Raw genomic sequence first — 25,941 nt, forward strand, 5'->3', positions numbered from 1 at the left:
ATCGATGAGCACAACGCGCTCCAGTCCGAGGTGACGGCCACGGTCGCGGCGTTCTGGGAGGCGGAGCGCACGGCCGCGAACAAGATCACGGCGTTGGTGGGCGGTACCCAGTACCGGGCGAATGACGGCTCGGACGGCAAGAACATGTACGGCTTCTCGGCCGAGGACATGAAGGACGCCGAGGTGCCGTGGGGGACGGCGGAGAACGAGAAGTACCACTGGTACGAGGTCCACCAGCACATCAAGAGAGGGCCTGGGCATGCTCGTCGTCGGCACCGCCCTCTACACCTCACCCCTCGCCTACGCCGTCCCCGACTCCGCCCTCCCGCAGTGGATGAAGGACTCCAAGCAGGTGGCCAAGGAAGCCGGCAAGGCGATGCTGGCCTGGGACACCTGGAAGGAGAACCCGGCCCGCGCCGCCGGAGCCGTCACCTTCAACGTCCTCACCACCGTCACCGGCGTCGGCAACGTCGCCAAGGGCGGCACGGCGGCCAAGGCCGCCGCGCTCGTCAGCAAGACGGGGAAGTTCATCGACCCGATGACCTATGTCGCGGGGGCGGCCGGCAAGGTCACCAAGATCTCGGACGTGCTCGGCGGGCTCAAGAACATGTTCCCCGAGAAGATGCCCGAACTGCCGGGCACGGCGAACATGCCGGACGGCACGGTCAAGCTCCCGGACGGTTCCCTGCTCTCGCCCGACGGCACCCTTAAGCTGCCCGACGGCACGGTGAACGTCCCCAACCCCTCGGCGCTGCCGAACGGTTCCGTCCTGCCCGACGGCTGGACGATCGACCCGGACACCACCCCGCCCACCGCGCCCGCGCACGCCCCGGCGCCAACCCCCGCCCTGGCTCACGCGGGTGCCCCCGATCCGGGCTTCCCCCGGCGGCCCGACACACTCGACAGCACGCCCCTGTTCCCGGCGGCACACGGTGACGCGCTGCCGCCCGGCGGCGTGATCGACCACACCTTCGGCGGCCAGGGCGGGCCCGCCGACTCCGTCGCGCACCACACGGATGCGGCCACCCACACGGATGCGGCCACCCACACGGACCCGGCGCACCACACCGATCCGGCCCACACCCCCGACCCCGCAGGCCCGGCCCCCGATGCCGGCGGCCCGGGCGGCCCGGGCGGTGGCGGTCCCGTTGACCCGCCGTACACCCATGCCGGCGACCCGCCGGGCACCCCCGCCGGCGCCGGCGATCCGCTGCCGGACCCGGCCAACTGGGACAACCTCACTCCGGAGGAGATGCACCGCCTCGCCTCCTGGGAGGTCTCGCAGGGCACCGTCCCCTTCGTCAACGACGTCGACGCCGCCCGCTACGGTGCGGCCTACTGGAACGACTACGCGGAGAACCTCTCCCCCTCCCAGAAGGAGGCGTTCCTCGACTACACGAAGGAGAGCAACCCGGGCGGCGTCACCTACCACGAGATCAACGGCTTCCTGCGCGGCAACGACGCCTACGGCCTCCCGGCCGTCCGGCACGACATCGCCGAGATCGACGGGGCGATGGCCGCCCGCCCCGTCCCCGAGGACGTCATGGTGGTGCGCGGCACCGGGCTCGGGCACCTCAACCTCTCCTCTCCGCTGGAGATGGAGGGCCGGGTCTTCGACGACGGCGCCTACATGTCCACCTCGCTCGGCGACCAGCCGGTGGCCGCGTTCGCGGACAAGGAGGCGATCCTGCATCTGCGGGTCCCGAAGGGAACCCCGGCGACCTGGGTCGAGAAGGTTTCGGCCTTCGGCGGCGGCGAGCGCGAACTCCTGCTCGCCCGTGGCTCGGCATTCAAGGTGACCAGGGTTTTCTGGGACAATGGCCAGTGGCAGGTCTACGGCGAGATCCTGCCCCGGCCGTAGCCGGTGAGCAGGCGGTACACCGCACCGGAAACGCGGCCGAAGCGGGAGAAGGGGGCACACATGGGAACGGATCCGCGCGCTGTACCGCGGTTCACGGAGGACCTGCGACTGCGGCAGACCGGCGGCCCCGCCGTCTACGGCCACACCACCGGCAAGCCGGTCCGGTATCTGACGGTCGCCAACGACCGCGCCGGCGTGATCGGTTACCTCTGGGCCAATGACGAGGACGGCGCCGCCGGCTGGGAGCCGCGCCCCGCCGCGGGCGGTGACGCCTTCAACGGCGCCCGGCCGTGGCTGGCGAGGCTCCGGGACGCCAAGGCCCGCGAACTGCCGCCCACCGCGGCGCTGCGGGAGATCGCCGAGGAGCCGGCTACCGAGGAGCCGGCCGCCGGTGAGCCCCCCGCCGGGGGCGCGGCCGGTACCGTCGTCCCCGGCCCGCTCGCCGAGGCACCGAGCCTCGCCGCCCTGCGCGACCTCGCCGCGAGCGGCTGAGGGCGCGGCGGCCATGGCCACCAAGGACTACGACAGCCAGCTCCTGGAGTCCGTCTCCGTACGCCGCCGGCGGATGCGGGACGCCCTCCTCTACGGCCCGCAGCGCGCCCGGCGCACGGCGGACGAACGGCTCGGCAAGCTCTTCGCCGGCATCGCCATCGCGGCGGTGATGTGCGCGGGCTGCGTCGGCTGGTCGTTCATCCAGGACAAGCTGGCGGAGCAGAAGGCCAACAAGCCCGGGCAGATCTCCTCGCCCGCGGTCGTCAGCCCGGAACCGAAGCGGTGAACCGGTGATATCCCGATGGTAGGTTCGATCAAGTGGTGAGCATGGGGGCGCGGAGCACGGAACTCAGCAGGGTCACCCTGGTCGGTGAGCGGAGGCGGGTCGATCTCGTCCTGCCCTCCGACGAGCCGGTCGGCCGGCTGCTGCCGGACGTGATCCAGCTGCTCGACGACCGCGTGGCCGCCCGGCCCGAGCTGCGCCGGCTGGTCACGGCCTCCGGCGCCGTACTGCCGCTGGACTCCACCCTCTCCTCCTCCGAGGTGCGCGATGGAGCCGTCCTCCGGCTGGTCCGCGCGCAGGACGCCCCGGCCGCGCCCGTGGTGCACGACGTCACCGACGAGGTCGCCGAGGACCTGGACCTGCGTGCCTGGCGCTGGCGGCCGGTGGCCCGCCGCGCCACCGCCGGAGCCGCGACCGTCGCCTTCGCCGTCACCGCGGCACTGCTCGCCCGGGACTCCTTCGACAAGTCCGCCGTCGCCGGGGCGCTGCTGGCGCTGACCCTGCTGCTCGCGGTCGCCGGAGCGCTCGCCGCCCGGCTCGGCGGCGGCAACCGCGGACTGGCCACCACGCTCCAGCTCGCCGCCGGCACGCTCGGCCTGCTGGCCGCCTGGACGGCCGCCGACGCGGGGTCCTGGCCGGGCGAGGCGCGGCTCGCCGGCGTCACCGCGGCGGTGGTCCTGACGCTGCTGCTGCTCGGGCTGTTCACCCCGGTCGGCCGGGGCGGACTCATCGGCGCGGCCGCCGCGTTCGTCACGACCGGCACCTGGCTGCTGACCGGCGCCCTTCAGGACGAGCCGGCCCGGGTCGGTGCCGTGCTGGGCGTGGTCTCCGTCGTCGTCCTCGGTCTGCTGCCCCGGCTGGCGCTGATGGCCGCCGGGCTGACCGCGCTGGACGACCGCCGCTCCGCGGGGGCCTCCGTCAGCCGCCACCAGGTCGACACGGCGCTGGCCGCCGCGCACCGCGGGCTGGCGCTGGCCACCATCGTCACCGCCGTGTCCGCCACCGCCGCCGGGCTGCTCACCTCCACCCTGTCGAACCCGTGGGCGATCTCACTGACCGCGGTGCTCGCACTGGTGCTCGCCTCGCGCGCGCGGGCCTTTCCGCTCGTGGCCGAGGTCGTGGTGCTGCTGGGCGCCGCCGCCGTGCTGCTGGTGCGGCTGGTGACGCTCTGGATCGACTCGCTGGACGGTGCGCCGTACGGGCCGCTCGGCCTGCTCGCCCTGATCGCGCTGCTGCCGGTGGGCGTGCTCGCCGTGCAGCCGCCGGAGCACGTCCGGGTGCGGCTGCGGCGCTTCGTCGACTTCATCGAGTCGGTCGGCGTCATCGCGCTCTTCCCGCTCGCCGTGGGCGTGTTCGGCGTGTACGGACGACTGCTCAACGCGTTCTGAACCACGGGACGCGGGACAACGCCTCTGAGGGGGGATACGGATGGCCGGGAACGATTGGCAGGGGGACGTCCTCCACCAGCTCAGCGGCGCCGGCGTCGGCCAGGCGCCGCCCGAGGCCGCTGCCGCCGCGGCACCGCGGCAGCAGGCCCAGCCGGGGCAGCCGGCCCCGCGGGACGGGGCTGCCGGCCCCGGCGAGCAGGCGCAACCGCAGCCTGGCATGAGCCCGTTCGCGCAGGCCCCGGCGGCACCGCGGCAGGCCGCCCCGCGCCCCGCGCCCGTCTCCGTCCCCGTGCTCAACCCCGACCTCGCCCGCGCGCAGGGCAAGCCGCGCCACGGCGAACCGGCCGCCGCACGGGCCGGGCGCGGGCTGCGCAAGCTCGTCGGCTCCTCGGCCGCCGCCGAGGTGGAGGCCGTCACCCGCGTCGCGCAGGACCTCCAGCAGCCCATCACCACCGGCCGCCAGATCGTCGTCACCAGCATCCGCGGCGGCGCCGGCAAGACGACCGTGGCCGCCCTCCTCGGCCGGACGTTCGAGCACTACCGGCACGACCCGGTGCTGCTCGTCGAGGCCGACCCCTCCCTCGGCACCCTTCCGATCCGGATGGGCGCCGAGACCGTCCGCTGGACCTGCGGCGACCTCGCACAGATCATCGACCCGTCCATGCAGCTCACCGACATCACCGGCTACCTGGTGCAGCTCCCCGAGGGCGGCTGGCTGCTCCCCGGCAGCCAGGGCACCGTCGGAGCCCGCCTCGAACTCGCGCAATACCGCGAGGTGATGGTGGCGCTCCGCCGCTACTTCGGCCTCACCGTCGTCGACTGCGAGACGCTGCCCAGCGAGCTGTCCCGCACCGCGCTGGTCGCCGCCCAGGCGCGCGTGCTCGTCGCCCCCGCCACCCTCGAAGGCGTCGCGAGCACCCGCGCCATCCTCGACTGGATGGCGGGCGTACCGCGGCCGAAACTGCTGCCGGGCACCGTCGTCGTCCTCGTGGCCTCCGCCCCGCACATGACGATGGACGAGGAGGCCGCCGCCGCCCACCTGCGGCTGGAGGGCGTCGAGGTGGTGCACCTGCCCTACGACCGGCACCTCGCGGCCGGCGGCGTCATCCGCACCGGGATGCTCGGCGAGAACACCCGCGCCGCCGCAACCCGGCTCGCCGCCGAACTCCTCAACCGCGCCGTGGGCGGCCGCCGATGACGACCCGGCTGATCCACCGCCCCGCCCGCACCGAGCGGCCCGCCGCCGCGCCCCCCGCCCGCACCATCGAGGCACCGCCCAACCTGCCGGAGGGCAAGACCGGCAGCGGCGCGATGGCCCTGCTGCCGATGGCCGGCGTGATGAGCTCCGTCGTGATGATGACGGTCGTGCGGAACAGCCAGTTCGCCGCCATCGGCGCCGTCGTGCTGGTCGTCGCCGTCATCGGCGGCGTCGGCATGCTGCTGTCACAGCGCGGCAAGGCCCAGCGCACCCGCCGCCAGCAGCGCGAGCGCTACCTGGAGTACCTGGAGGAGCTGCGCGAGGAACTGGCCGCCGAGGAGCGCGAACTGCGCCAGACGGCCCGGGTCCTCAACCCGCCGCCCGCCGCGCTCTACGACATCGTGCGGGACCCGTCCCGGCTGTGGGAGCGGCGGCGGCTCGACGCCGACTTCCTCAAGGTGCGCGTCGGCACCGGGGAGATGCCGCTGCGTCCCCTGACCGTCGGGCAGCAGAGCGGCAGCGTGCTCACCCCGCCCGACCGGTTCATGCTCAACGAGGCCGGAGCGCTCATCAGCCGCTTCGGCACCACCGGCGATCTGCCGCTGACCGTCCCGCTCGACCGCGCGGGCAACGCCAGCGTCATCGGCGACCGCGAGGGCGTGCTGCGCGTCGCCCGCGCGCTGCTCGTGCAGACCGCCGCCACCCACGCCCCCGACGACGTCCACATCGCCCTGGGCTGCCCCGGCGACCGGATGACCGACTGGGAATGGCTCAAATGGCTCCCGCACCTCCTCGACGGCGACGAGCGCGACGGCCCGGTCAGCGCCCGCCGCATCGCCCCGGACATCCACCAGCTCGCCCGGCTCCTCGGCCGCGACCTGCGGCAGCGCGCGAGCTACGCCGCCGAGCTGCGCCGCGGGCTGTCCAACCGGGAAGCCCTCGCCATGGCCGGCCGGCTGCTGGTCGTCAGCGACGAGTACGGCGCCACCGCCCAGGACCTGCCGCGGCCCGACGAGGCCGTCTCCCTGCGCGACATGGGTGTCACGGTGCTCCATCTGCTCTCCGAGCGCGTGCAGGAGCCCGGACAGGTGTCCCTGCGCATCACCGTGGACGGCGACCGGGTCACCGTCGAGGACCTGCGCGGCGAGCAGCCGCTGGTGGCGCACGGCACCGTCGACGACGTCACCACCGCCGGGGCCGAGGGCCTCGCCCGGATGCTGGCCCCGCTGCGCCTGTCCGCCGAGTCGCTGGTCGACGCGCCGCTGTCCGGGCCGGTCGACTTCGCCGACATGCTCGGCATGGACGACCCGGCCGCCGTCGACATCGGCGCCCTGTGGGCGCCCCGCGGCGAACGCGCGTTTCTGCGCGTGCCGATCGGCATCAACGACTCCCGCGAACCGGTCCTGCTCGACCTGAAGGAGTCCGCGGAGCTCGGCATGGGCCCGCACGGCCTGTGCGTCGGCGCCACCGGCTCCGGCAAGAGCGAACTGCTGCGCACCCTCGTCCTCGCCCTCGTCGCCACCCATCCGCCGGAGGACCTGGCGATGGTGCTCGTCGACTACAAGGGCGGCGCCACCTTCGCGCCCTTCGCGGACCTGCCGCACGTCGCCGGCGTCATCACCAACCTGGAGAACCAGGCCGGGCTGGTCGAACGCGTGCACGCCAGCCTCGCCGGCGAGGTGCAGCGCCGCCAGCGGGTCCTCAAGGACGCCGGGAACGTCGCCGACATCGCGCACTACGCCGCCCTCCGCGAGACCCGGCCCGACCTCGACCCGCTGCCGCACCTGTTCGTCGTCATCGACGAGTTCGGCGAACTCCTCACCGCCAAGCCCGACTTCATCGACCTCTTCCTGTCCATCGGCCGCATCGGACGCTCCATCGGCGTGCATCTGCTGCTCTCCAGCCAGCGCATCGAGGGCGGCAAGCTCAAAGGCCTGGACACCTACCTCTCCTACCGGCTCGGCCTGCGCACCTTCTCCGCCGACGAGAGCCGCACCGTCCTCGACACCACTGACGCCTTCCACCTCCCGCCGCTCCCCGGCTTCGGCTACCTCAAGGTGGACACCTCGGCGTACGAACGCTTCAAGGCCAGCTACGTCTCCGGCCCGTACACCGGGCCGGTGCGCCGGGAGAGCGAGGAGGACAGCGGCCCCGCCGTGCTGCCCTACCCGGCCTACAACACCCTCGACCAGCAGCGTTCCAAGGACAGCGGCTCCGCCTCCGAGCCCTACTCCCGGCACCGCAACCCGGGCCCGACCGTCATGTCCGTCATCGTCGACCAGCTCAAGGCGGCCGCCGCCCCCGTGCGCCGGATCTGGCTGCCGCCGCTGCCCGCCGCGCTGCCGCTCGACACCGCCGCCGGACCGGTCGAGGCCGGCGGACAGGGCATGCGGCTCGCGGTCCGGCCCGGCCCGATGAAGGTGCCGCTGGGCCTGCTGGACGACCCGGCCAAGCAGTGGCAGGGCCAGTGGGTCCTCGATCTGACCCTGGCCGGCGGCCATGTGGCCGTCATCGGCGGCCCGCAGTCCGGCAAGACCACCCTGCTGCGCACCCTCGCGCTCTCGCTCGCCATGACCCACACCCCGAAGGACGTGGGCATCTACGGGCTCGACCTGGTCGGCGGCGGCCTCCAGGCACTCGCCGGGCTGCCGCACGTCGGCGGCATCGCGGGCCGCGCGGACCGCGAGCGCGCCCTGCGCACCGTCGAGGAGGTGCGCGGCATGCTCGCCCTGCGCGAGGACCTCTTCCGCGAACAGAACATCGACTCCGTCGACCGGCTGCGCGAACTGCGCGCCGAGGGCAAGCTGCCGCAACTGCCGTCCACCGACGTCGTCCTGCTCGTCGACGGCTTCGGCGCCCTCCGCGACGACTTCGAGGAACTGGACGACGCCGTGGTCGACCTCCTCAAGCGCGGCGGCGGCTACGGCATCCACGTGGTTGCGGGCATGCTCCGCTGGAACGACGTCCGCATCGCCACCCAGTCCACCTTCGGCACGCGCGTGGAGCTGCGGCTCAACGACCCCAGCGACAGCAGCATCGACCGCAAGCTCGCCGAGACCCTGGCGCCGGACGAGCCCGGCCGCGTCCTCACCGACGGCAAGCTCTTCGCCCAGGTGGCGCTGCCCCGGATCGACTCGCTAACCTCCACCACGGAACTCGGCCCGGCGGTCGAGCAGGCGGCCCGCTCCGTCCGCGCCGCCTGGCCCGGCGACCTGGCGCAGCAGGTGCGGGTCCTGCCGCCGCGCGTCCACCTCTCCTCCCTGCCGTCGGTCACCGCCCAGCCGCAGCGCGTCCCGATCGGCCTCGACCAGACCGCGCTGGCGCCCGTCCTGCTGGACCTCTTCGAACGCGACCAGCATCTGCTGGTGCTCGGCGACAGCGAGTGCGGCAAGAGCAATCTGCTGCGGCTGGTCGCGAACGGGCTCATGGCGCGCCACGGCGAGGACGACCTCGTCTTCGCCGTCATGGACCCGCGGCGCGGGCTGCGCACCCTGGTGCCCGAGGAGTACCGGGGCGGCTACGCCCACAACTCCAAGATCTGCGGGGCGCTCTCGGCGGGCATCGCCAAGGAGCTGGAGAAGCGGATGCCCGACGACCTCGCCGACCAGGACGCCCTGGCCGACGGCGCCTGGTACACCGGCCCGCGGATCGTCATCCTCGTCGACGACTACGACATCCTCACCACCGCCGGGCAGCAGCCGCTCCAGCCGTTCCTGCCGTTCATCCCCTCCTCTGCGGACATCGGGCTGCACTTCGTCGTCACCCGCCGCGTCGCCGGCGCCTCCCGCGCCATGTACGACCCGTTCCTCACCACGCTGCGCGAGAGCGGCACCTCGGCCCTCGTCATGGCCGGTGACCGCTCGGAGGGACAGCTCTTCCCGGGCGTCTACGCGGGCGCCCAGCCGCCCGGCCGCGGACTGCTCGTCCGCCGCGGCGAGCCGAACCGGCTGATCCAGACCGCGCTCGCGGACGGCACCGGGGCATGACGCCGGCCACGCCGGCCGCGCCTTCGGCGGCACCCGCGCCGCCCGCGGCATCCGACCCGAGACCCGAGGATCCCGTATGACGAAGGACATCATCGCGCTCACCGGGAAGATGCCCGACGCCTGGAGCGTCGTCGCCGGCTTGCTCGCGGGCGGACCCGACCTGCGGCTCCGCACGGCCGGCGAGGGGGCGGTGCTCCAGCTCTGCGACGAGAGCGGCCGCCCGCTGGTGTCGGTCGAGTCGCCCGTGCTGGTGCAGGTGCCGGGCGAGACGGCCCGGCTGCTGGGCCCGGAGGCCGCGCCGGGCGGGGACGAGCCGCTCTGGTGGGTCGAGGCCCGGGCGTCCACGGCCGTGCCGGAGGCGGAGCGCCTGGCGGGCGCCTTCGCGGGACGGCTCGCCGGGATGCTCGGCGGCACGGTCTGGCCGCCGGGCGCGGGCGACGCGGCCGGCGACGGCGAACCGGTGCCCCCGGGCGTCACCGCCGCCCCGGCTCCGGTGGCCGCGCAGCCGGCTGTCGACGTCCTGACCGACAAGGTCGCCGTCGTCCTCCAGGACCGGCCCGTGATCGCCATGACCGCCTGGCTGTCCGACGCCCGCCGCGCCACCGTCGCCTCCGACCGCGGACTGCAGATCGTCACCCCGCACACCAGCCGGCTGTCGTTCGCGACCCGCTCCGTACTGTTCGGCCCGCCGTCGCGCTGGGTTGTCCAGGACGGCGAGGGCGGCTACTTCGACGGGCTGTCCGGCGCGGTGCTCCGCTGGCAGGACGGGGCCTTCGGCCCGGCGCCGGGGGAGTCCGGCGAGACCCCGGTCGCCGAGGTCTTCAAGGACACCGCGCCCACCGGGGAGCGCCAGCTCGCCGTGTCCGTGCGCACGGCGCACCCGGCCGACGACCAACTGGTGCTCGGCGGCGCGCTGGAAGCCGTCTGGCAGACGGCCACGGGCGGTCCGCCGGCCGGCTGGGGCACCGCGGAGCCGGTGAACCTGCCGTGGTCGCGGCGGCGCCTCACCGAGCTCGCGTACGAGCGGGCGCCCGAGCCGACCTGGACGGTCGCCGTCGGCACTCCGGAGCGCCCGGCCGTGGCCACCCTGCGCGTGATCCGCACCAAGGAGGGCGTGGAGGAGGACATCACGTTCACCGCCGGGTACGGCGAGGACGAGCAGCCGCCGCTCGACGCCCTCGCGGAACTCGCGGGCGAACTGGTGTCCCGGCACAACCTGGTCAGCATGCTCGTCCAACTGCGCGCCGCCGGCCGGGACCTGAGCGTGCCCGCCCGGCTCCAGGCGCCGCCCGTCCCGGTCGGCTTCGCCATCGGCGCGGAGGAGATCCGGGAGATCGGCGCGGACCACGCCCGCCGGCCGCCGCTGACCGTGCGCCCGGTCCAGCTCGGGGCCGCCGCCCGGCCGGGCTTCTACTACCCGCTCGGTGACGGCTCCTCGGCGGACGGCTGGACGAACCTCGACGTCCTGATGCGGCACCTGCGGCGCACGACGGCTCCGTCCCCGGAACCGCCCGGGGCGTAACGGCGGCCGGCGCGGCCGGCGCGGTCGGCGTTCCACGGCACACGAAGGCGCCGCGGCCCCCGGCGGGAAATCCCGGGGGCCGCGGCGCCGTGTTCGTGCGGGCTGTCCGTTGCGGCTGTCCTTGCGGCGGACGAGACGGCGGGACGGGGAGGCGGGACGGGGAGGCGGGGCGGGGAGGCGGTGGGGTGCCTAGCCGAGGCCGGCCGCCTTGCCGTCCCCGGCGGTCGCCGCCCCCGGCTGCTTCTTCGTCCGGCCGCGGGCCAGTTCGGCCGCGTCACGCCGGAACGCCCAGGTCATCTTCGGTTCCATGGCGAAGCGGAACACCCGCTGCACCGGCGTGGTGCACAGCACGGTCACCACGGCCGCCGCGAGGACCGTGAGCACGGCGGCGCCCCAGACGGTGTTCACCCAGGCCGCGTCGTACCAGTCCCAGAAGCGCGAGCCCTTGGCCAGGAAGCCGTGCAGCAGATAGCCGTAGAGCGTGCCGGCGCCGAGGGCGGTGAACCACATCTCGCGCCGCGGCACCCAGGCGTAGAAACAGGCGGCCAGCACCATGGAGCAGCCGAACAGCGCCGGCGTCATCACCAGACCGGTCCACCAGGGCGCGGTCAGCTCCTGCACGCTGTCGCGGTGGTAGAACCAGCTCGACGCCATCCGCGGCGCGGCCCAATAGGAGAAGAGCAGCGCGGCGGCGAACACCGGCACGGAGAGGATCCGCACCTCGCGGCGGCGTACCAGCTGGAAGTGCTCCGGCTTGAGCATCAGGCCGACCACGAAGAACGGCAGGAACTGCAGGACCCGCTGGAGGTCCAGGTCGTCGCCGATGTCGGGGGAGACCGAGGCCAGGACGGCGATGGCGAGCGCGAGCGGGACGGGCCAGCGCACGATCTTCCACAGCGGGGTGGTGAGCCGCCAGACGAACAGCGCGACCAGGAACCAGGTGAGGTACCAGGGGTCGAGCAGACTGATCGGGTAGCCGGGATCGTCGTTCGCGTACCGCTTGAAGTAGCTGTAGACCGTCTCGAAGATGACGTACGGCACGGCGACGCCGGTGACCAGCCGCTGGAGCCGGTCGGTCCGCATGTCGAAACTGCGGGAGAAATAGCCGGAGATGACGATGAAGGCCGGCATGTGGAAGGCGTAGACGAACATGTACGCCGCTTCGGCGATACGGCTGTCCGCGGTCAGCGGCTGCCAGGCGTGGCCGATGGCCACGAGGACGATCGCCAGGTATTTGGCGTTGTCGAAGAACGGATCGCGCTTCTTGACGGCGCCGTTTCCGCCCGGAGGAGTGGGGGAACCTCCGGGATGCGGCGTCGCGGAGCCGGGGGACGGGGTGAGGGGGGACGCGCGGGTCTCCGGGGGGAGCGGCGTCCGCTGATGGCCGTGGGGGCGCAGCACGTTCGTCACGGGCCCTCCCAGCGGAACTGGGGGAGGGCGGACCGGGACGTCACCGCGCACGAGGGGGACGGGGCAGCGTGCAACATCTGAGGCACCATAGCGTCGGGGGGTGTAGTCCGTAAAACCTTCCCCCTGCTCTCCTTCGTTGACGGCTGCTACCCCGTCCGGCGCAGCTCAAGGGGGGCGATCCGCCCGTTTGATGGGCATCGGTCCCCGTCCGCGAACATGACATGGATCACGCGCCCGGGCCCCCGCGGACCCGGTCGTTTGCTCGAGGGGGAGCCATGGGCATAGGGCTGGCGTGAACAGATGGCCGACGAAATACCAACAGGGAACAACCCCATCCCCCGTTGGTGGCACCATGGTCCCGGCGTGGGGTGCGGGGCCGCACTTCCGGGGCCGGTGACGTCGTTCCGACCGAGGGTGGGATCAGTTGTGGTCATTTCGCTGTCTGCTGTTGTCGTCCTGCTGATCATCATGATCGTGCTGATGAAGTCCGGGTCGCTCAAGGGCGGACCGGCCCTGGTGGCCGTGCTGTTCGGCTTCTTCCTGGCGTCGTCGGGCATGGCCCCGACCATCCAGAGACTGCTGGACTCGCTCGCGGACACGCTCAACCAGATCAGCTTCTGACGGGGGCGCCTCCGCACGGGGACCGCGGGCCGCCCGCAGGGGCGCCCCGCGGGCGCGCACCGGCTCCCCGCTCCCGCTTCCCGGCGCCCCCGGGCGCCTTGTCAGCGTCCCCGCGCGATGGTGTCCCGGACGGTGCCCTCGTCGCGGCCGACGGCGGCGGTGCCGTCGTCGGCGGTGATGATCGGGCGCTGGATCAGCCGCGGATGCGCGGCCAGGGCCCCGATCCAGCGTTCCCGCTCGGCCGGCTCCCTCGGCCAGGTGCCGATCCCCAGTTCCTTCGCCTCCGCCTCCTGGGTCCGCGTGATGTCCCAGGGCTCCAGCCCGAGCCGGTCCAGTACGGCGCGCAGCTCGTCCGTGCTCGGCGGGTCCTCCAGATAGCGGCGGACCGTGTACTCGGCGCCCGCCTCGTCGAGGAGCCGTACGGCGGAGCGGCACTTCGAGCACGCGGGGTTGACCCAGATCTCCATGCGGTCACCCTACTGATCCGGCCGTGAACGACCTCGGGGCCGGCCGGAAGAGAAGATCTTCCGGCCGGCCCCGAGGCCCGTGGAGCGGGCGACGGGAATCGAACCCGCGTAGCCAGTTTGGAAGACTGGGGCTCTACCATTGAGCTACGCCCGCATGCGCCGCGGAGGGAAGCGGAGTGACACCGCCGCGGCACGCTGAGCATCGTAGCGGGTCCCGGCGGCCGCTCGCACACCCGTAACCGGCCTCCCCGGTTACGGACCCCGGCGCACCTGCGGCCATGTACCCTACGTCTCGCACCAGCGGGGTGTGGCGCAGCTTGGTAGCGCGTCCGCTTTGGGAGCGGAAGGCCGTCGGTTCGAATCCGGCCACCCCGACCACCACCACCGTTCCCCGCCTCCCCGGGTGCGACGGTCCGCGTCGGGGCGGGGACGCGGCCCGGAGCGGCCGTCGGCGCGCAGCCGCCGCCGAGGAGCGCGGCCGGGGGCGGGCCGCTCCCGTTAGGGGCGGGATACGGCTTGCGGTTACTATGCAAGCTGCGTGCCCGTGTCCGTCTGTGTCGGTCATCCAAAGCGATCCGCCCAGTCGATCCACCGCATGGGGCGCCATCGGCAGAGAGTCGAGATCCCTCTGCAGAATCCCAGAAGTCAGCCCCAAGGAGACCGAACCGTGAAGAGCGCCGTGGAGACCCTGAACCCGACCCGGGTTCGGCTCACTGTCGAGGTGCCCTTCGAGGAGCTCAAGCCCAGCCTCGACGCGGCGTACAAGAAGATCAACCAGCAGGTCACGGTGCCGGGCTTCCGCAAGGGGAAGATCCCCGCCCGGGTGATCGACCAGCGGTTCGGCCGCGGCGCGGTGCTGGAGGAAGCCGTCAACGACGCGCTGCCGAAGTTCTACACCGAGGCGGTGAACGAGGGCGACCTCAACCCGCTCGGCCAGCCCGAGGTCGACATCACCGAGCTCAAGGACGGTGAGGTCCTGGCCTTCACCGCCGAGGTCGACATCCGCCCGTCCCTGGAGATCCCGGACTACTCCGGCATCGAGGTGACCGTGGACGCCGTCGAGGTCACCGACGAGGACGTGGACAAGGCGGTCGAGCAGCTCCGTGACCGCTTCGCCTCCACCACCCCGGTCGAGCGCGCCGCCGCCGAGGGCGACGTCGTGACGATCGACCTGGAGGCCAAGGTCGACGGCGAGGTCCTGGAGGACGGCGTCGCCAAGGGCGTCAGCTACACCATCGGCTCCGGCGAGCTGCTCGACGGGATCGACGAGGCCGTCACCGGTCTGGAGGCCGGCGGCAGCGCCACCTTCACCTCCGAGCTCAAGGGCGGCTCCGCCCAGGGCAAGGAGGCCGAGGTCAAGGTCGACGTCACCGCCGTCGCCGCCCGCGAACTGCCCGAGCTGGACGACGACTTCGCCCAGCTGGCCAGTGAGTTCGACACCCTTGAGGAGCTGCGCGCGGACAGCCGCAAGCGCCTGGAGCAGTCGAAGGTGTACGAGCAGGCGACCCAGGCGCAGGAGAAGGTGCTGGACGCCCTCCTGGAGCTGGTCGAGGTCCCGATCCCCGAGAAGCTCCTCGAGGACGAGGTGGGGACCCGCAAGCACAACCTGGAGCACCACCAGCTCGGCCAGATGGGCATGGACCTGGACGGCTACCTCAAGATCCAGGGCAAGACCGCCGAGGAGTTCGACGCCGAGCTGCGCGAGCAGGCGGAGAAGGGCATCCGCACCCAGTTCGTCCTGGACGAGCTGGTGAACAAGGAGAAGCTCTCCGTCGGCCAGGAGGAGCTCACCGAGCACCTCATGCGCCGTGCCCAGTCCTCCGGCATGAGCCCCGACCAGTTCGCCCAGGCCGTCGTCGAGGGCGGCCAGGTGCCGATGCTCGTGGGCGAGGTCGCCCGGGGCAAGGCGCTCGCCGTGGTCGTCGAGGCCGCCACGGTCAAGGACACCAACGGCGAGATCGTCGACCTGGAGGACGAGGAGGACGAGGCCGCCGCGGAGACCGCCGAGTCCGCCGAGACGGCCGAGGCCGCGACCGAGGAGTCCGCCCCCGAGTCCGGTGACATCGCCGCCGGCCAGGAGGCGACCGAGAAGGCCGCGAAGACCGGCGAGACCGGCGCCTGATCCTCTCTCCGCGCCCCGGCGCGGAACCCGCGGGACCGCTTGCGGCAGGCCCGGACGCGCCCCGCGTCCGGCCCTGCCGCGTCCCGGCGTGCCCCGTCCGGCCGCCCCGCGCCGCCGGGCCTGCGCTCACAGCGAACAGCTGACAATGCGGGATGGCGCCCGCCGACCAGCGCGTTAGGGTCCGTAGATACGGGGGCAGGGGAGTCTCCGGAAGGCGCCGGGAGCGCCCCGGTCACCACCCGGATCCCCGGCCCGAATGACACGCTGAGACGGCCCGTCGCCGTCCGACTAGAGCAGGTGGACACGTGACGATCCCGATGCCCTCCGCCGCCGCTGAGCCCAATTTCGGCGGTCTCGGCGACCAGGTCTACAACCGGTTGCTCAACGAGCGGATCATCTTCCTCGGCCAGCCCGTGGACGATGACATCGCCAACAAGATCACGGCGCAGCTGCTGCTCCTGGCCGCAGACCCGGACAAGGACATCTACCTCTACATCAACAGTCCCGGCGGCTCGGTGACGGCCGGCATGGCGATCTACGACACCATGCAGTACATCAAGAACGACATCGTGACCATCGGCATGGGCCTGGCCGCCTCCATGGGCCAGTTCCTGCTGAGCGCGGGGACCCGCGGCAAGCGCTTCGCGCTGCCGAACTGCGAGATCCTGATCCACCAGCCCTCCGCGGGCCTGGGCGGTTCCGCCTCGGACATCAAGATCCACGCGGAGCGGCTGCTGCGCAACAAGCGCACGCTGGCGGAGCTCACGGCCTTCCACACCGGCCAGACCGTCGAGCAGATCACCCACGACTCCGACCGCGACCGCTGGTTCACGGCCCAGGAGGCCAAGGACTACGGCCTGATCGACGACGTCATGCCCTCCGCCACCGGCGTTCCGGGCGGGGGCGGAACCGGGGCCTGAGCCCTGACGGCAGCCCCGAGTCCAGACCCCTCAGCCCATAGATCGCCACCAGGACGGTGAACAGTCATATGAACAATCTCTCCGGCAGCGGCCTCCCCGAGGGTCTGCGCGCTCAGTACGACACCGGTCGCCAGGCCGAGTCCCGCTACATCGTGCCGCGCTTCGTCGAGCGCACCTCCCAGGGCGTGCGCGAGTACGACCCGTACGCGAAGCTCTTCGAGGAGCGCGTGATCTTCCTCGGGGTGCAGATCGACGACGCCTCGGCGAACGACGTCATGGCCCAGCTGCTCTGCCTGGAGTCCATGGACCCGGACCGGGACATCTCGATCTACATCAACAGCCCCGGTGGCTCGTTCACCGCGCTGACCGCGATCTACGACACCATGCAGTTCGTGAAGCCGGACATCCAGACGGTGTGCATGGGCCAGGCGGCGTCCGCCGCGGCCGTGCTGCTCGCCGCCGGCACCCCCGGGAAGCGCATGGCCCTCCCCAACGCCCGGGTCCTCATCCACCAGCCGTACAGTGAGATCGGGCGCGGTCAGGTCTCCGACCTGGAGATCGCGGCGAACGAGGTCATCCGGACCCGCTCGATGCTGGAGGAGCTGCTCGCCAAGCACTCCACCACGCCGATCGAGCAGATCAAGGACGACATCGAGCGCGACAAGATCCTCAACGCGGACGAGTCCCTGGCGTACGGTCTGATCGACCAGATCGTTTCGACCCGGAAGAGTTCCGTTTCCGCATAACTGCGGTATCCCCCTTGGGCCGAGTCGGTCCAAGGGGGGCCCGGACCGGGGGCCCGGCAAGGTACCGTCGGGAGGGGGCGGCGGACCGTGACGACCGACCGCGTCGCGGACTCCGGACAACCCAGACAGGCACCAGGGTCCGATGATCAGGGCGGATCCCAGGCGAAGGGGAAGCACCTCGTGGCACGTATCGGTGACGGCGGCGATCTGCTCAAGTGCTCATTCTGCGGAAAGAGCCAGAAGCAGGTGAAGAAGCTCATCGCAGGCCCGGGTGTCTACATCTGCGACGAGTGCATCGACCTCTGCAACGAGATCATCGAGGAGGAACTCGCCGAGACCTCCGAGGTCCGCTGGGAGGAACTCCCCAAGCCCCGCGAGATCTACGAGTTCCTCGAGGGGTACGTCGTCGGGCAGGAGGCCGCGAAGAAGGCCCTGTCCGTCGCCGTCTACAACCACTACAAGCGGGTCCAGGCCGGCGAGAACAGCCGCGACAGCCGGGACGACGGGATCGAACTGGCCAAGTCCAACATCCTGTTGCTCGGCCCCACCGGTTCCGGCAAGACCCTGCTGGCGCAGACCCTGGCCCGGATGCTCAACGTCCCGTTCGCCATCGCCGACGCCACCGCGCTGACGGAGGCCGGCTATGTCGGCGAGGACGTCGAGAACATCCTGCTGAAGCTGATCCAGGCGGCCGACTACGACGTCAAGAAGGCCGAGACCGGGATCATCTACATCGACGAGATCGACAAGGTCGCGCGGAAGAGCGAGAACCCGTCGATCACCCGTGACGTCTCCGGCGAGGGCGTGCAGCAGGCCCTGCTGAAGATCCTGGAGGGCACCACCGCCTCGGTGCCGCCGCAGGGCGGGCGGAAGCACCCGCACCAGGAGTTCATCCAGATCGACACCACCAACGTGCTGTTCATCGTGGGCGGTGCCTTCGCCGGTCTGGAGAAGATCATCGAGTCCCGGGCCGGCGCCAAGGGCATCGGCTTCGGTGCGACCATCCGCTCCAAGCGGGAGATCGAGGCGAGCGACCAGTTCCAGGAGGTCATGCCGGAGGACCTGGTGAAGTTCGGCATGATCCCCGAGTTCATCGGGCGGCTTCCGGTCATCACCTCCGTGCACAACCTCGACCGCGAGGCGCTGCTGCAGATCCTGGTGGAGCCGCGCAACGCGCTCGTCAAGCAGTACCAGCGCCTCTTCGAACTGGACAACGTCGAGCTGGACTTCGACCGCCCGTCCCTGGAGGCCATCGCCGACCAGGCGATCCTGCGCGGCACCGGGGCGCGGGGCCTGCGCGCCATCATGGAGGAAGTGCTGATGTCCGTGATGTACGAGGTGCCGTCCCGCAAGGACGTCGCCCGCGTCGTCATCACCGCCGATGTCGTGCACTCCAATGTGAACCCGACGCTCGTGCCGCGCAGCCGCGGCGGCGAGCCGGGGGAGCGGCACGAGAAGAGCGCCTGAGCACCACGGCGTCGGCACAACGGCCTGCACAGCACAACGCCGAAGGGGCGGACCGGAGTTCACCGGTTCCGCCCCTTCGGCGTCTGTCCCGCGTCATGCCGTCACACTGTCACGCCGTCACTTCGGCTTGACGGTTTCCGCTTTGACCTTCCCGACCGTCTCGGAGAACTCCTTGAGGTCCACGGAGCCCTCGGAGGTGTAGTCGGCGGAGACGACGGCGACCACGGCCATGGTGGAGTTGTCCGCCCAGGCGCAGGCGGGCATGTAGATGTTCGCCAGGCCCTGGCCGGTCTTCACCAGCTGGCAGCTGAGGGTGTCGCCGTTGATCTCGTAGTCCGTCTGCTTCTGGACGACCTGGGAGCCCGGCTGGCCCTGCACCATGCCGTCCAGCGCGTCCTTGCGCATGTCCTCCGGGTCGGAGTCGATGTCGCCCCAGGCGCCCGAGAGGATCAGCGCGCCCTTCTCGATGCTGCCGCCCTTCAGATACTGGCCGACCACCGCGGTGCCGTCGGACGGCAGTTCGTCCTGGAGGATCTTGCGCTGCTGCTCCAGCTGCGCGCTGTCCTCGGCGCGTTCGTAGTCGCCGCCGAGCAGGGTCTGGGGCGTGGTGAGCTTCTCGGTGCCCTCCGGACCGCCGAGGAGCGCGGCGACCCCGATCCCGACCACGGTCAGCAGCGCCACCGAGCCGGCGACGATGCCGATGACGGCGCCCTTGCCGAGCCCGCGCGACGGGGGCGGCGGCGGGGTTTGCGGCCAGGGCTGCCCGGCGGGGCCGCCCTGCGGCGGGTACCCCGGGCCGCCCTGGGGCGGGTAGCCGTAACCGGGCTGGGGCTGCTGCGGGACGTGCGGCTGGCCCTGCTGGGGGTAGCCGTAACCCGGCTGCTGCGGGGCGCCGTACGGGTTGGGCGGCTGTCCACCGCCGTACGGACCGGGTGACGGCGGAGGCTGGTTGTGGCTCATGAGGTCCCCCCTCGGGACGCGCTCTGCTGGTGGTTCTCGCTCCCGGTGCTCTGGTGCGCCGAGGGCTGTGGACATGCGTGGTGCTGTCGCGCGCGGTGCGCGCGCTGTTCCGGGGTCACTTCTCGACGCGGGTTTCGTTCCGGGCCGTGTTCGTCATCTCCGCGACCTCGTCGGTGGACTTCAGTTCGCTGGAGTCGTCCATCGACGTGATCTGGAACTGGACCACGCCGAGAGCACTGGTGTCACCCCAGGCGCAGAACGTCGCCCCGGAGGTGACCTCGGCGGCGCCCGAACCGGCCGTCGCCTTCTGGGTCTTGCATTTCATGACCGTCCCGTCGAAGCCGTCCGGGGAGTACTCCCCGACCGGGGTGACCTCTTCGATCCGCACGGTCGCGGAGACCGCTTCCTGGTTCTTCTCCATCTGCGCGAAGAGGTTGTCGACAGCGGCCACGGGGTCGTCGATCTCGCCGTACACACCGGCGACGACCACATTGTCACTCGCGGCGTTGGTGTAACTGCCGGAGACGGAGGTGCCGTTCCTGACGCCCAGCTTCGCGGCCTCCTTCTCGCCGGCCAGCCCGCCGCCCTGCGCGTCACTGCCCTCGGCCTTGGTGTACTCGCCGTTGATCAGCTTCTTCGGCAGCTTCATGGTGTACGGGGCGGTGTCACCGCCGCCGCCCGGGCCTCCACCGCTCAGGAGGACGACACCACCGGCGACCGCGGCCACCGCCACCACCGCACCCGCCACGATGCCGATCGTCCTCCCCCTGCCGCGGCCCGCCGGGGGCGGGGGCGGGGGCACCTGGCCGTACGGCTGCGGCTGCCCCTGGGGCTGCCCGCCGTACGCGCCGGGGTACGGGCCGGGCTGCCCGGCGTACGGGCCGGGCTGCGCGCCGTACGGCCCCGGCTGCGGCGGCGGGTAACCATGGCCCGGCTGCCCCGCGGGCTGCTGCGGGAAGCCGTACCCCGGTCCGCCCTGCGGCGGCTGGTGCGGCGGGCCGCCGTACGGGCCCGGCTGGTGGTGGCTCATGCGCGGACTGTCCTCTCCCCGTGACGGATCACTCGCCGAGCTTGACCCGGGCGTCTCCGCGCACCTTGGCCGCGGTCTCCGCGACGGCGTCCAGATCCGCCTTGCCGGCGAGCACGGCCAGCGGATCGATGACCATGACGCCGCCCACGGTGCTGGAGTCCGCCCAGATGCACACGGGCAGCTCGGCCTCCTTCACCGGGGCGTTCGGGTCGTCATTGGTCGTCTTGAACTTCTGGCACTTCATCACGGCGCTGCCCAGACCGTCGGGCTCGGCCTCCTCGGGGCTGCCGAGGACCTCGACGGTCCCCTCGTCCTCGGCCATCGTCCGCAACACGGTGAACATGGCGTCGATGACCTGCTCCGGATTGTCGACCGTGCCCCAGACGCCGGTCAGCAGCATCTGCTTCTTCGAGGCCGTCGCGTACTCGGCCTGGACGGGGTGGGGGTCCTTGACGCCGGGGAGCTGGTCGAGCGATTCGCGGTCCTTGCCGGAGAACCCGGAGTCGTCCTTGCCCTCGCCCTTGCGTTCGAACTCCCCGGCCACCGTCTGCGGGGTGGTCAGCTTGTGCGGGCCGTCGTCGTCGGATCCACCGGTGAGGAAGACCAGCGTGCCCGCGATCGCGGCCACCGCCACCGCGGCGCCCACGATGAGACCGGTCCGCTTGCCCTTGCCGCCGCCCGGCGGGGGCGGGGGCACCTGGCCGTAGGGCTGGGGCTGCCCGTAGGGCGGCTGCGGGCCGCCGGGCTGCGGGCCGTACGGGCCGGGCGCGCCGCCGTAGGGACCCGGCTGCGGCGGCTGACCGTACGGGCCGGGCTGCGCTCCGCCCTGCTGCGGATACCCGTAGCCCTGCGGGGGCACCTGGCCCGGCGCCTGCGGCGGGAAGCCGGGGCCGGGGGCTCCGGCCGCACCGCCCGGGCCGTACGGGCCGGGCGCGCCGCCCCCGTACCCGCCCGGCTGCGGCGGCGGCTGGTGGTGACTCATGGATCCCCCTCGGTGCACAGAACAGTTGGGCCCATCCTCCCCGACGGCTTATGCGGGCTTTACCCCGGGGCGGCAACGGGTTCGTAACAGCGCGGGCACCGCCCTTAGACTGACGGTCGTGACCGACAATTCCCAGCGCCCCGGGACCGGGGCCCACAGCAGCGACCCCGCCCACCTGCCGACCCAGTACGCACCGGCCGACGCGGAGGGGCCGCTCTACGAGCGCTGGGTAGAGCGCGGTTACTTCGAGGCGGACGCGAAGAGCGGCAAAGAGCCCTACACCATCGTCATCCCCCCGCCCAACGTCACCGGCTCCCTCCACCTCGGCCACGCCTTCGAGCACACGCTGATCGACGCCCTCACCCGCCGCAAGCGGATGCAGGGTTACGAGACGCTGTGGCAGCCCGGCATGGACCACGCCGGCATCGCCACGCAGAACGTCGTCGAGCGCGAGCTGGCCAAGGAGGGCAAGTCCCGGCACGACCTGGGCCGCGAGGCGTTCACCGAGCGGGTCTGGAAGTGGAAGGCCGAGTCCGGCGGGCAGATCTCCGGCCAGATGAGGCGCCTGGGCGACGGCGTCGCCTGGTCCCGCGAGCGCTTCACGATGGACGAGGGCCTCTCGCGCGCCGTCCAGACCATTTTCAAGCGGCTCTACGACGACGAGCTGATCTACCGCGCCGAACGCATCATCAACTGGTGCCCGCGCTGCCTCACCGCCATCTCGGACATCGAGGTCGAGTACCAGGACGACGAGGGCGAGCTGGTCTCCATCCGCTACGGCGAGGGGGAGAGCTCCATCGTCGTCGCCACCACCCGCGCCGAGACGATGCTCGGCGACACCGCCGTCGCCGTCCACCCGGACGACGACCGGTACCGCCACCTGGTCGGCACCGAGATCGAACTGCCGCTCACCGGCCGCCGCATCCCGGTCGTCGCCGACGAGCACGTCGACCCGGAGTTCGGCACCGGTGCCGTCAAGGTGACGCCCGCCCATGACCCGAACGACTTCGAGATCGGCCGCCGGCACGACCTCCCCAGCCTCACGGTCATGGACGAGCACGCGGTCATCACCGCGCACGGCCCGTTCCAGGGCCTGGACCGGCTGGAGGCGCGCAGCGCCATCGTCGCCGCGCTCCGCGCCGAGGGCCGGATCACCGCCGAGAAGCGCCCGTACACGCACTCCGTCGGCCACTGCTCGCGCTGCAAGACGACCATCGAGCCGCGGCTGTCGATGCAGTGGTGGGTGAAGGTCGGCCCGCTGGCGAAGGCCGCGGGCGACGCCGTCCGCGACGGCCGGGTCGCCATCCACCCGAAGGAGATGGAGTCCCGCTACTTCGGCTGGGTCGACAACCTCCACGACTGGTGCATCTCGCGGCAGCTCTGGTGGGGCCACCGGATCCCGGTCTGGTACGGCCCGAACGGCGAGACGGTCTGCGTCGGCCCGGACGAGCAGCCGCCGTCCGGCGAGGGCTGGCAGCAGGACAGCGACGTCCTGGACACCTGGTTCTCCTCCGGCCTCTGGCCGTTCTCGACCCTCGGCTGGCCCGAACGGACCGAGAGCCTCGAGAAGTTCTATCCCAACTCCGTCCTGGTCACCGGCTACGACATCCTCTTCTTCTGGGTCGCCCGGATGATGATGTTCGGTCTGTACGCGATGGACGGCACCCCGCCGTTCCACACCATCGCCCTGCACGGCATGGTCCGCGACCAGTTCGGCAAGAAGATGTCGAAGTCCTTCGGCAACGCGGTCAACCCGCTGGACTGGATGGACAAGTACGGCTCCGACGCCGTCCGCTTCACCCTGGCCCGCGGCGCCAACCCCGGGGTCGACGTGCCGATCGGCGAGGACTGGGTCCAGGCGTCCCGCAACTTCGCCAACAAGATCTGGAACGCCACCCGCTTCGCCCTGATGAACGGCGCCACGGTCGAGGGTGAACTCCCCGCGGCGGAAGGGCTGTCGGCGGCCGACCGCTGGATCCTCTCCCGGCTGAACGCGGTCGTCGCCGAGGTCGACGCGTACTACGACGACTACCAGTTCGCCAAGCTCAGCGACACCCTCTTCCACTTCGCCTGGGACGAGGTGTTCGACTGGTACGTCGAGCTGACCAAGACCGTCTTCCAGGCCGGCGGCCCCGCCGCCGAGGCCTCGCGCCGGGTCCTCGGCGAGGTCCTCGACGTCACGCTGCGCCTGCTGCACCCGGTGATCCCGTTCGTCACCGAGACGCTGTGGACGGCGCTCACCGGCCGCGAATCGGTCGTCATCGCCGACTGGCCCGCCGACAGCGGCTTCCGTGACGCCGCCGCCGAGCGGGAGATCGGGGCGGTCCAGCAGGTGGTCACCGAGGTCCGCCGGTTCCGCGCCGACCAGGGCCTCCAGCCCGGCCAGAAGGTCCCGGCCCGGCTGGATCTGACGGGCACGGGCCTCGCCGGCCACGAGCCCGCCATCCGGCAGCTGCTCCGCCTCCAGCCGGAGGGCGAGGGCTTCACGCCCACCGCCACCCTGCCGGTCGCGGGCGCCACGGTCGCGCTGGACCTCTCCGGCACCATCGACGTGGCGGCCGAGCGCAAGCGGCTCACCAAGGACCTGGCCGCCGCCGAGAAGGAGAAGGCCCAGGCCACGGCCAAGCTCGGCAACGGAGCGTTCCTGGCCAAGGCCCCGGACCACGTCGTGGACAAGATCCGTACCCGGCTGAGCACCGCCGAGGCGGACATCGAGCGCATCACCGCGCAGCTCGCGAACCTGCCGCAGGGCTGACCGGCGGTCCCGCCGCACCGTCCCCCGCGCCCGGCCTTCCGCCGGACGCGGGGGACGCGGCGGTCCGTGACGTTCCCTCCGTACGCCCGTTCCCCTCGTCGGCCGGGCGGGCCGGCCCGCCGGGCCCACCGCGGCGGGGGTGACCGGGAGCACGGCCCGGTCGGGCCGCGGCACCCGTACGGCTCCGTAGACTGACCCCCGTGAGTGAGCGCGCCCCGCACGGGAATCCCGAGCCCGACGAACCCGAGGACCCCTTCGACAGGATCGTCGAGGCGGAGACCGACCGCGATCCGGACCTGGCGGTGATCGAGGCGGGCAGCCGCACCCTGCGCACCCAGGCCGGTCCGCTCGGGGCCGACGAGGTCCCCGGCCGCCCGGAGGACCCGGAGACCGACCGACTGCTCCGGGAGGTCGAAACCGAACTGGCGGGCCGCTGGCCGGAGACGAAGCTGGAGCCGTCCCTCACCCGCATCAGCGCGCTGATGGACGTCCTCGGCGAGCCGCAGCACTCCTACCCGTCGATCCACATCACCGGCACCAACGGCAAGACCAGCACCGCCCGCATGATCGAGGCCCTGCTGACCGCCTTCGAGCTGCGCACCGGGCGCTACACCAGCCCGCACGTCCAGTCGGTGACCGAGCGCATCAGCATCGACGGCGCGCCCGTCCCCGCCGCGAAGTTCATCGAGACATACCGCGACATCGCGCCGTACGTCGAGATGACCGACACCGCGCAGGAGCACCGGCTCTCCTTCTTCGAGGTGCTCACGGGCATGGCGTTCGCCGCCTTCGCCGACGCGCCCGTGGACGTCGCGGTCGTCGAGGTCGGCATGGGCGGCAGCTGGGACGCCACCAACGTGATCGAGGCCGGCGTCGCCGTCGTCACGCCCATCGACCTCGACCACACCGACCGGCTCGGCGGCTCGACCGGCGAGATCGCCGTGGAGAAGGCCGGGATCATCAAGCCGGGCGCCACGGTCGTCCTCGCCCAGCAGCCGGTGGACGCCGCGCAGGCCATGCTCAAGAAGGCCGTCGAGGTGGACGCCACGGTGGCCCGCGAGGGCATGGAGTTCGGCGTGATCAGCCGCGAGATCGCGGTCGGCGGGCAGCTCCTGGCGCTGCGCGGCCTCGGCGGTGAGTACCCGGAGATCTTCCTGCCGCTGCACGGCGCGCACCAGGCGCACAACGCGGCGGTCGCGCTGGCGGCCGTGGAGGCGTTCTTCGGCATCGGCTCCGAGCACGCCCGGCTGCTGGACGCCGACACGGTCCGCACGGCCTTCGCCTCGGTGGTCTCACCGGGCCGGATGGAGATCGTGCGGAAGAGCCCGACGGTCGTCCTGGACGCGGCGCACAATCCGGCGGGGGCCCGCGCGGCGGCCGCGACGGTCACCGAGGCGTTCGGCTTCAGCCGGCTGGTCGGCGTGGTCGGCCCGAGTGCGGAGAAGGACGTCAAGGGGCTGCTGGAGGCCTTCGAGCCGGTGTTCCACGAGATCGTGGTGACCCGCAACTCCACCCACCGGGCCATGGACGTGGACGAGTTGGCGGCGCTCGCCGTCGAGGTGTTCGGCGAGGACCGGGTGCAGGTGGAACCCCGGCTGGACGACGCCCTGGAGGCGGCGATCACCCTGGCCGAGGAGGAGGGCGAGTTCGCCGCCGCGGGAGTGCTGGTGACGGGCTCGGTGATCACGGTGGGCGAGGCCCGGCTGCTGCTGGGGAAGGGCAGGGGCTGAG

At 72.2% G+C, this 25,941-nt stretch carries 20 protein-coding genes and 2 tRNA genes; 15 read left to right on the forward strand and 7 right to left on the reverse strand.

Going from position 1 to position 25,941, the window contains the following annotated elements:
- On the reverse strand, positions 1-242 hold a 242-nt coding region (locus IF83_RS30585), incomplete at its 3' end, for a hypothetical protein (RefSeq protein ID WP_037680993.1).
- Between the two features lie 17 nt (positions 243-259).
- On the opposite strand from IF83_RS30585, the gene IF83_RS31355 reads away from it, so the two are divergent.
- The 7 genes from IF83_RS31355 to IF83_RS0123230 all read left to right on the forward strand — a co-directional run bounded on the left by IF83_RS31355 (position 260) and on the right by IF83_RS0123230 (position 10,730).
- Complete coding sequence (locus IF83_RS31355; protein WP_051723225.1) at positions 260-1,861, forward strand: ADP-ribosyltransferase; 1,602 nt, start codon at positions 260-262, stop codon at positions 1,859-1,861.
- 60 nt (positions 1,862-1,921) lie between these two features.
- Complete coding sequence (locus IF83_RS0123205) at positions 1,922-2,353, forward strand: hypothetical protein (RefSeq protein WP_030547217.1); 432 nt, start codon at positions 1,922-1,924, stop codon at positions 2,351-2,353.
- Between the two features lie 13 nt (positions 2,354-2,366).
- Positions 2,367-2,639 carry a hypothetical protein gene (locus IF83_RS0123210; protein ID WP_051723227.1) on the forward strand — a complete coding sequence of 91 codons (273 nt, stop codon included), beginning with the start codon at positions 2,367-2,369 and terminating at the stop codon, positions 2,637-2,639.
- Between the two features lie 41 nt (positions 2,640-2,680).
- Positions 2,681-4,024, forward strand: a complete 1,344-nt coding sequence (gene eccD / locus IF83_RS0123215; RefSeq protein WP_030547221.1) for a type VII secretion integral membrane protein EccD — start codon at positions 2,681-2,683, stop codon at positions 4,022-4,024.
- A gap of 40 nt (positions 4,025-4,064) precedes the next feature.
- Complete coding sequence (locus tag IF83_RS0123220) at positions 4,065-5,222, forward strand: nucleotide-binding protein (protein ID WP_078843775.1); 1,158 nt, start codon at positions 4,065-4,067, stop codon at positions 5,220-5,222.
- On the forward strand, positions 5,219-9,208 hold the full coding sequence (locus IF83_RS0123225) for a type VII secretion protein EccC (protein WP_030547225.1): 3,990 nt from the start codon (positions 5,219-5,221) through the stop codon (positions 9,206-9,208). Before IF83_RS0123220 ends, IF83_RS0123225 begins: the two co-directional genes overlap by 4 nt.
- 76 nt (positions 9,209-9,284) lie before the next feature.
- Entirely contained in the window at positions 9,285-10,730 is a 1,446-nt protein-coding gene (locus IF83_RS0123230) for a DUF6177 family protein (protein ID WP_030547227.1), read from the forward strand.
- Positions 10,731-10,919: 189 nt separating this feature from the next.
- Here the strand turns inward: IF83_RS0123230 and IF83_RS0123235 are convergent, their stop codons facing one another.
- On the reverse strand, positions 10,920-12,140 hold the full coding sequence (locus tag IF83_RS0123235; protein WP_030547229.1) for an acyltransferase family protein: 1,221 nt from the start codon (positions 12,138-12,140) through the stop codon (positions 10,920-10,922).
- A 426-nt stretch (positions 12,141-12,566) separates the two neighbouring features.
- Between IF83_RS0123235 and IF83_RS0123240 the strand changes: the two genes are divergently transcribed.
- Positions 12,567-12,761, forward strand: a complete 195-nt coding sequence (locus IF83_RS0123240) for a hypothetical protein (protein WP_030547231.1) — start codon at positions 12,567-12,569, stop codon at positions 12,759-12,761.
- Positions 12,762-12,862: 101 nt separating this feature from the next.
- Here IF83_RS0123240 and IF83_RS0123245 read toward each other — a convergent pair whose 3' ends face one another.
- Both IF83_RS0123245 and IF83_RS0123250 read right to left on the reverse strand, forming a co-directional pair.
- On the reverse strand, positions 12,863-13,228 hold the full coding sequence (locus tag IF83_RS0123245) for an ArsC/Spx/MgsR family protein (RefSeq protein ID WP_030547233.1): 366 nt from the start codon (positions 13,226-13,228) through the stop codon (positions 12,863-12,865).
- Positions 13,229-13,308: 80 nt separating this feature from the next.
- Positions 13,309-13,382 (reverse strand) — tRNA-Gly (locus tag IF83_RS0123250).
- Between the two features lie 147 nt (positions 13,383-13,529).
- On the opposite strand from IF83_RS0123250, the gene IF83_RS0123255 reads away from it, so the two are divergent.
- From IF83_RS0123255 to clpX, 5 genes are all read left to right on the forward strand, one after another.
- A tRNA-Pro gene (locus IF83_RS0123255) sits at positions 13,530-13,606 on the forward strand.
- Between the two features lie 289 nt (positions 13,607-13,895).
- Positions 13,896-15,350, forward strand: a complete 1,455-nt coding sequence (gene tig / locus IF83_RS0123260) for a trigger factor (protein ID WP_037680995.1) — start codon at positions 13,896-13,898, stop codon at positions 15,348-15,350.
- A gap of 317 nt (positions 15,351-15,667) precedes the next feature.
- Positions 15,668-16,270, forward strand: coding sequence for an ATP-dependent Clp protease proteolytic subunit (locus IF83_RS0123265; RefSeq protein ID WP_030547236.1), 603 nt, complete (start codon positions 15,668-15,670; stop codon positions 16,268-16,270).
- A 68-nt stretch (positions 16,271-16,338) separates the two neighbouring features.
- Positions 16,339-17,016 (forward strand): ATP-dependent Clp protease proteolytic subunit, encoded by a 678-nt coding sequence (locus tag IF83_RS0123270; RefSeq protein ID WP_030547238.1) that lies wholly within the window; start codon positions 16,339-16,341, stop codon positions 17,014-17,016.
- Positions 17,017-17,196: 180 nt separating this feature from the next.
- Complete coding sequence (gene clpX, locus IF83_RS0123275; RefSeq protein ID WP_030547240.1) at positions 17,197-18,483, forward strand: ATP-dependent Clp protease ATP-binding subunit ClpX; 1,287 nt, start codon at positions 17,197-17,199, stop codon at positions 18,481-18,483.
- A gap of 117 nt (positions 18,484-18,600) precedes the next feature.
- On the opposite strand, the gene IF83_RS0123280 is transcribed toward clpX, so the two are convergent.
- The 3 genes from IF83_RS0123280 to IF83_RS0123290 form a co-directional block, all read right to left on the reverse strand.
- Positions 18,601-19,443: a hypothetical protein gene (locus IF83_RS0123280; protein ID WP_030547242.1), complete on the reverse strand. Its 843-nt coding sequence runs from the start codon at positions 19,441-19,443 to the stop codon at positions 18,601-18,603.
- Between the two features lie 115 nt (positions 19,444-19,558).
- Complete coding sequence (locus IF83_RS0123285) at positions 19,559-20,473, reverse strand: hypothetical protein (protein WP_030547244.1); 915 nt, start codon at positions 20,471-20,473, stop codon at positions 19,559-19,561.
- Positions 20,474-20,501: 28 nt separating this feature from the next.
- Positions 20,502-21,455, reverse strand: a complete 954-nt coding sequence (locus tag IF83_RS0123290) for a hypothetical protein (protein WP_030547246.1) — start codon at positions 21,453-21,455, stop codon at positions 20,502-20,504.
- Between the two features lie 118 nt (positions 21,456-21,573).
- Here IF83_RS0123290 and IF83_RS0123295 point away from each other — a divergent pair, with 118 nt between their 5' ends.
- Both IF83_RS0123295 and folC read left to right on the forward strand, forming a co-directional pair.
- On the forward strand, positions 21,574-24,210 hold the full coding sequence (locus IF83_RS0123295; RefSeq protein WP_030547248.1) for a valine--tRNA ligase: 2,637 nt from the start codon (positions 21,574-21,576) through the stop codon (positions 24,208-24,210).
- Between the two features lie 200 nt (positions 24,211-24,410).
- Complete coding sequence (gene folC, locus IF83_RS0123300) at positions 24,411-25,940, forward strand: bifunctional tetrahydrofolate synthase/dihydrofolate synthase (protein ID WP_030547250.1); 1,530 nt, start codon at positions 24,411-24,413, stop codon at positions 25,938-25,940.
- Position 25,941: the final 1 nt, after the last annotated feature.

It is taken from the genome of Streptomyces albus subsp. albus, from assembly GCF_000719865.1.
GTDB classification, from domain to species: Bacteria; Actinomycetota; Actinomycetes; order Streptomycetales; family Streptomycetaceae; genus Streptomyces; species Streptomyces albus_E.

What these genes read in the sequence shown, in the direction of transcription:
- IF83_RS0123280 (WP_030547242.1), bottom strand. Translation starts at nt 19,443, where the DNA reads ATGAGCCACAACCAGCCTCCGCCGTCACCCGGTCCGTACGGCGGTGGA.
- IF83_RS0123270 (WP_030547238.1), top strand. Translation starts at nt 16,339, where the DNA reads ATGAACAATCTCTCCGGCAGCGGCCTCCCCGAGGGTCTGCGCGCTCAG.
- IF83_RS0123230 (WP_030547227.1), top strand. Translation starts at nt 9,285, where the DNA reads ATGACGAAGGACATCATCGCGCTCACCGGGAAGATGCCCGACGCCTGG.
- IF83_RS0123225 (WP_030547225.1), top strand. Translation starts at nt 5,219, where the DNA reads ATGACGACCCGGCTGATCCACCGCCCCGCCCGCACCGAGCGGCCCGCC.
- IF83_RS0123265 (WP_030547236.1), top strand. Translation starts at nt 15,668, where the DNA reads ATGCCCTCCGCCGCCGCTGAGCCCAATTTCGGCGGTCTCGGCGACCAG.
- eccD (WP_030547221.1), top strand. Translation starts at nt 2,681, where the DNA reads ATGGGGGCGCGGAGCACGGAACTCAGCAGGGTCACCCTGGTCGGTGAG.
- IF83_RS0123205 (WP_030547217.1), top strand. Translation starts at nt 1,922, where the DNA reads ATGGGAACGGATCCGCGCGCTGTACCGCGGTTCACGGAGGACCTGCGA.
- IF83_RS31355 (WP_051723225.1), top strand. Translation starts at nt 260, where the DNA reads ATGCTCGTCGTCGGCACCGCCCTCTACACCTCACCCCTCGCCTACGCC.
- IF83_RS0123210 (WP_051723227.1), top strand. Translation starts at nt 2,367, where the DNA reads ATGGCCACCAAGGACTACGACAGCCAGCTCCTGGAGTCCGTCTCCGTA.
- IF83_RS0123220 (WP_078843775.1), top strand. Translation starts at nt 4,065, where the DNA reads ATGGCCGGGAACGATTGGCAGGGGGACGTCCTCCACCAGCTCAGCGGC.
- IF83_RS0123285 (WP_030547244.1), bottom strand. Translation starts at nt 20,473, where the DNA reads ATGAGCCACCACCAGCCGGGCCCGTACGGCGGCCCGCCGCACCAGCCG.
- IF83_RS0123245 (WP_030547233.1), bottom strand. Translation starts at nt 13,228, where the DNA reads ATGGAGATCTGGGTCAACCCCGCGTGCTCGAAGTGCCGCTCCGCCGTA.
- IF83_RS0123290 (WP_030547246.1), bottom strand. Translation starts at nt 21,455, where the DNA reads ATGAGTCACCACCAGCCGCCGCCGCAGCCGGGCGGGTACGGGGGCGGC.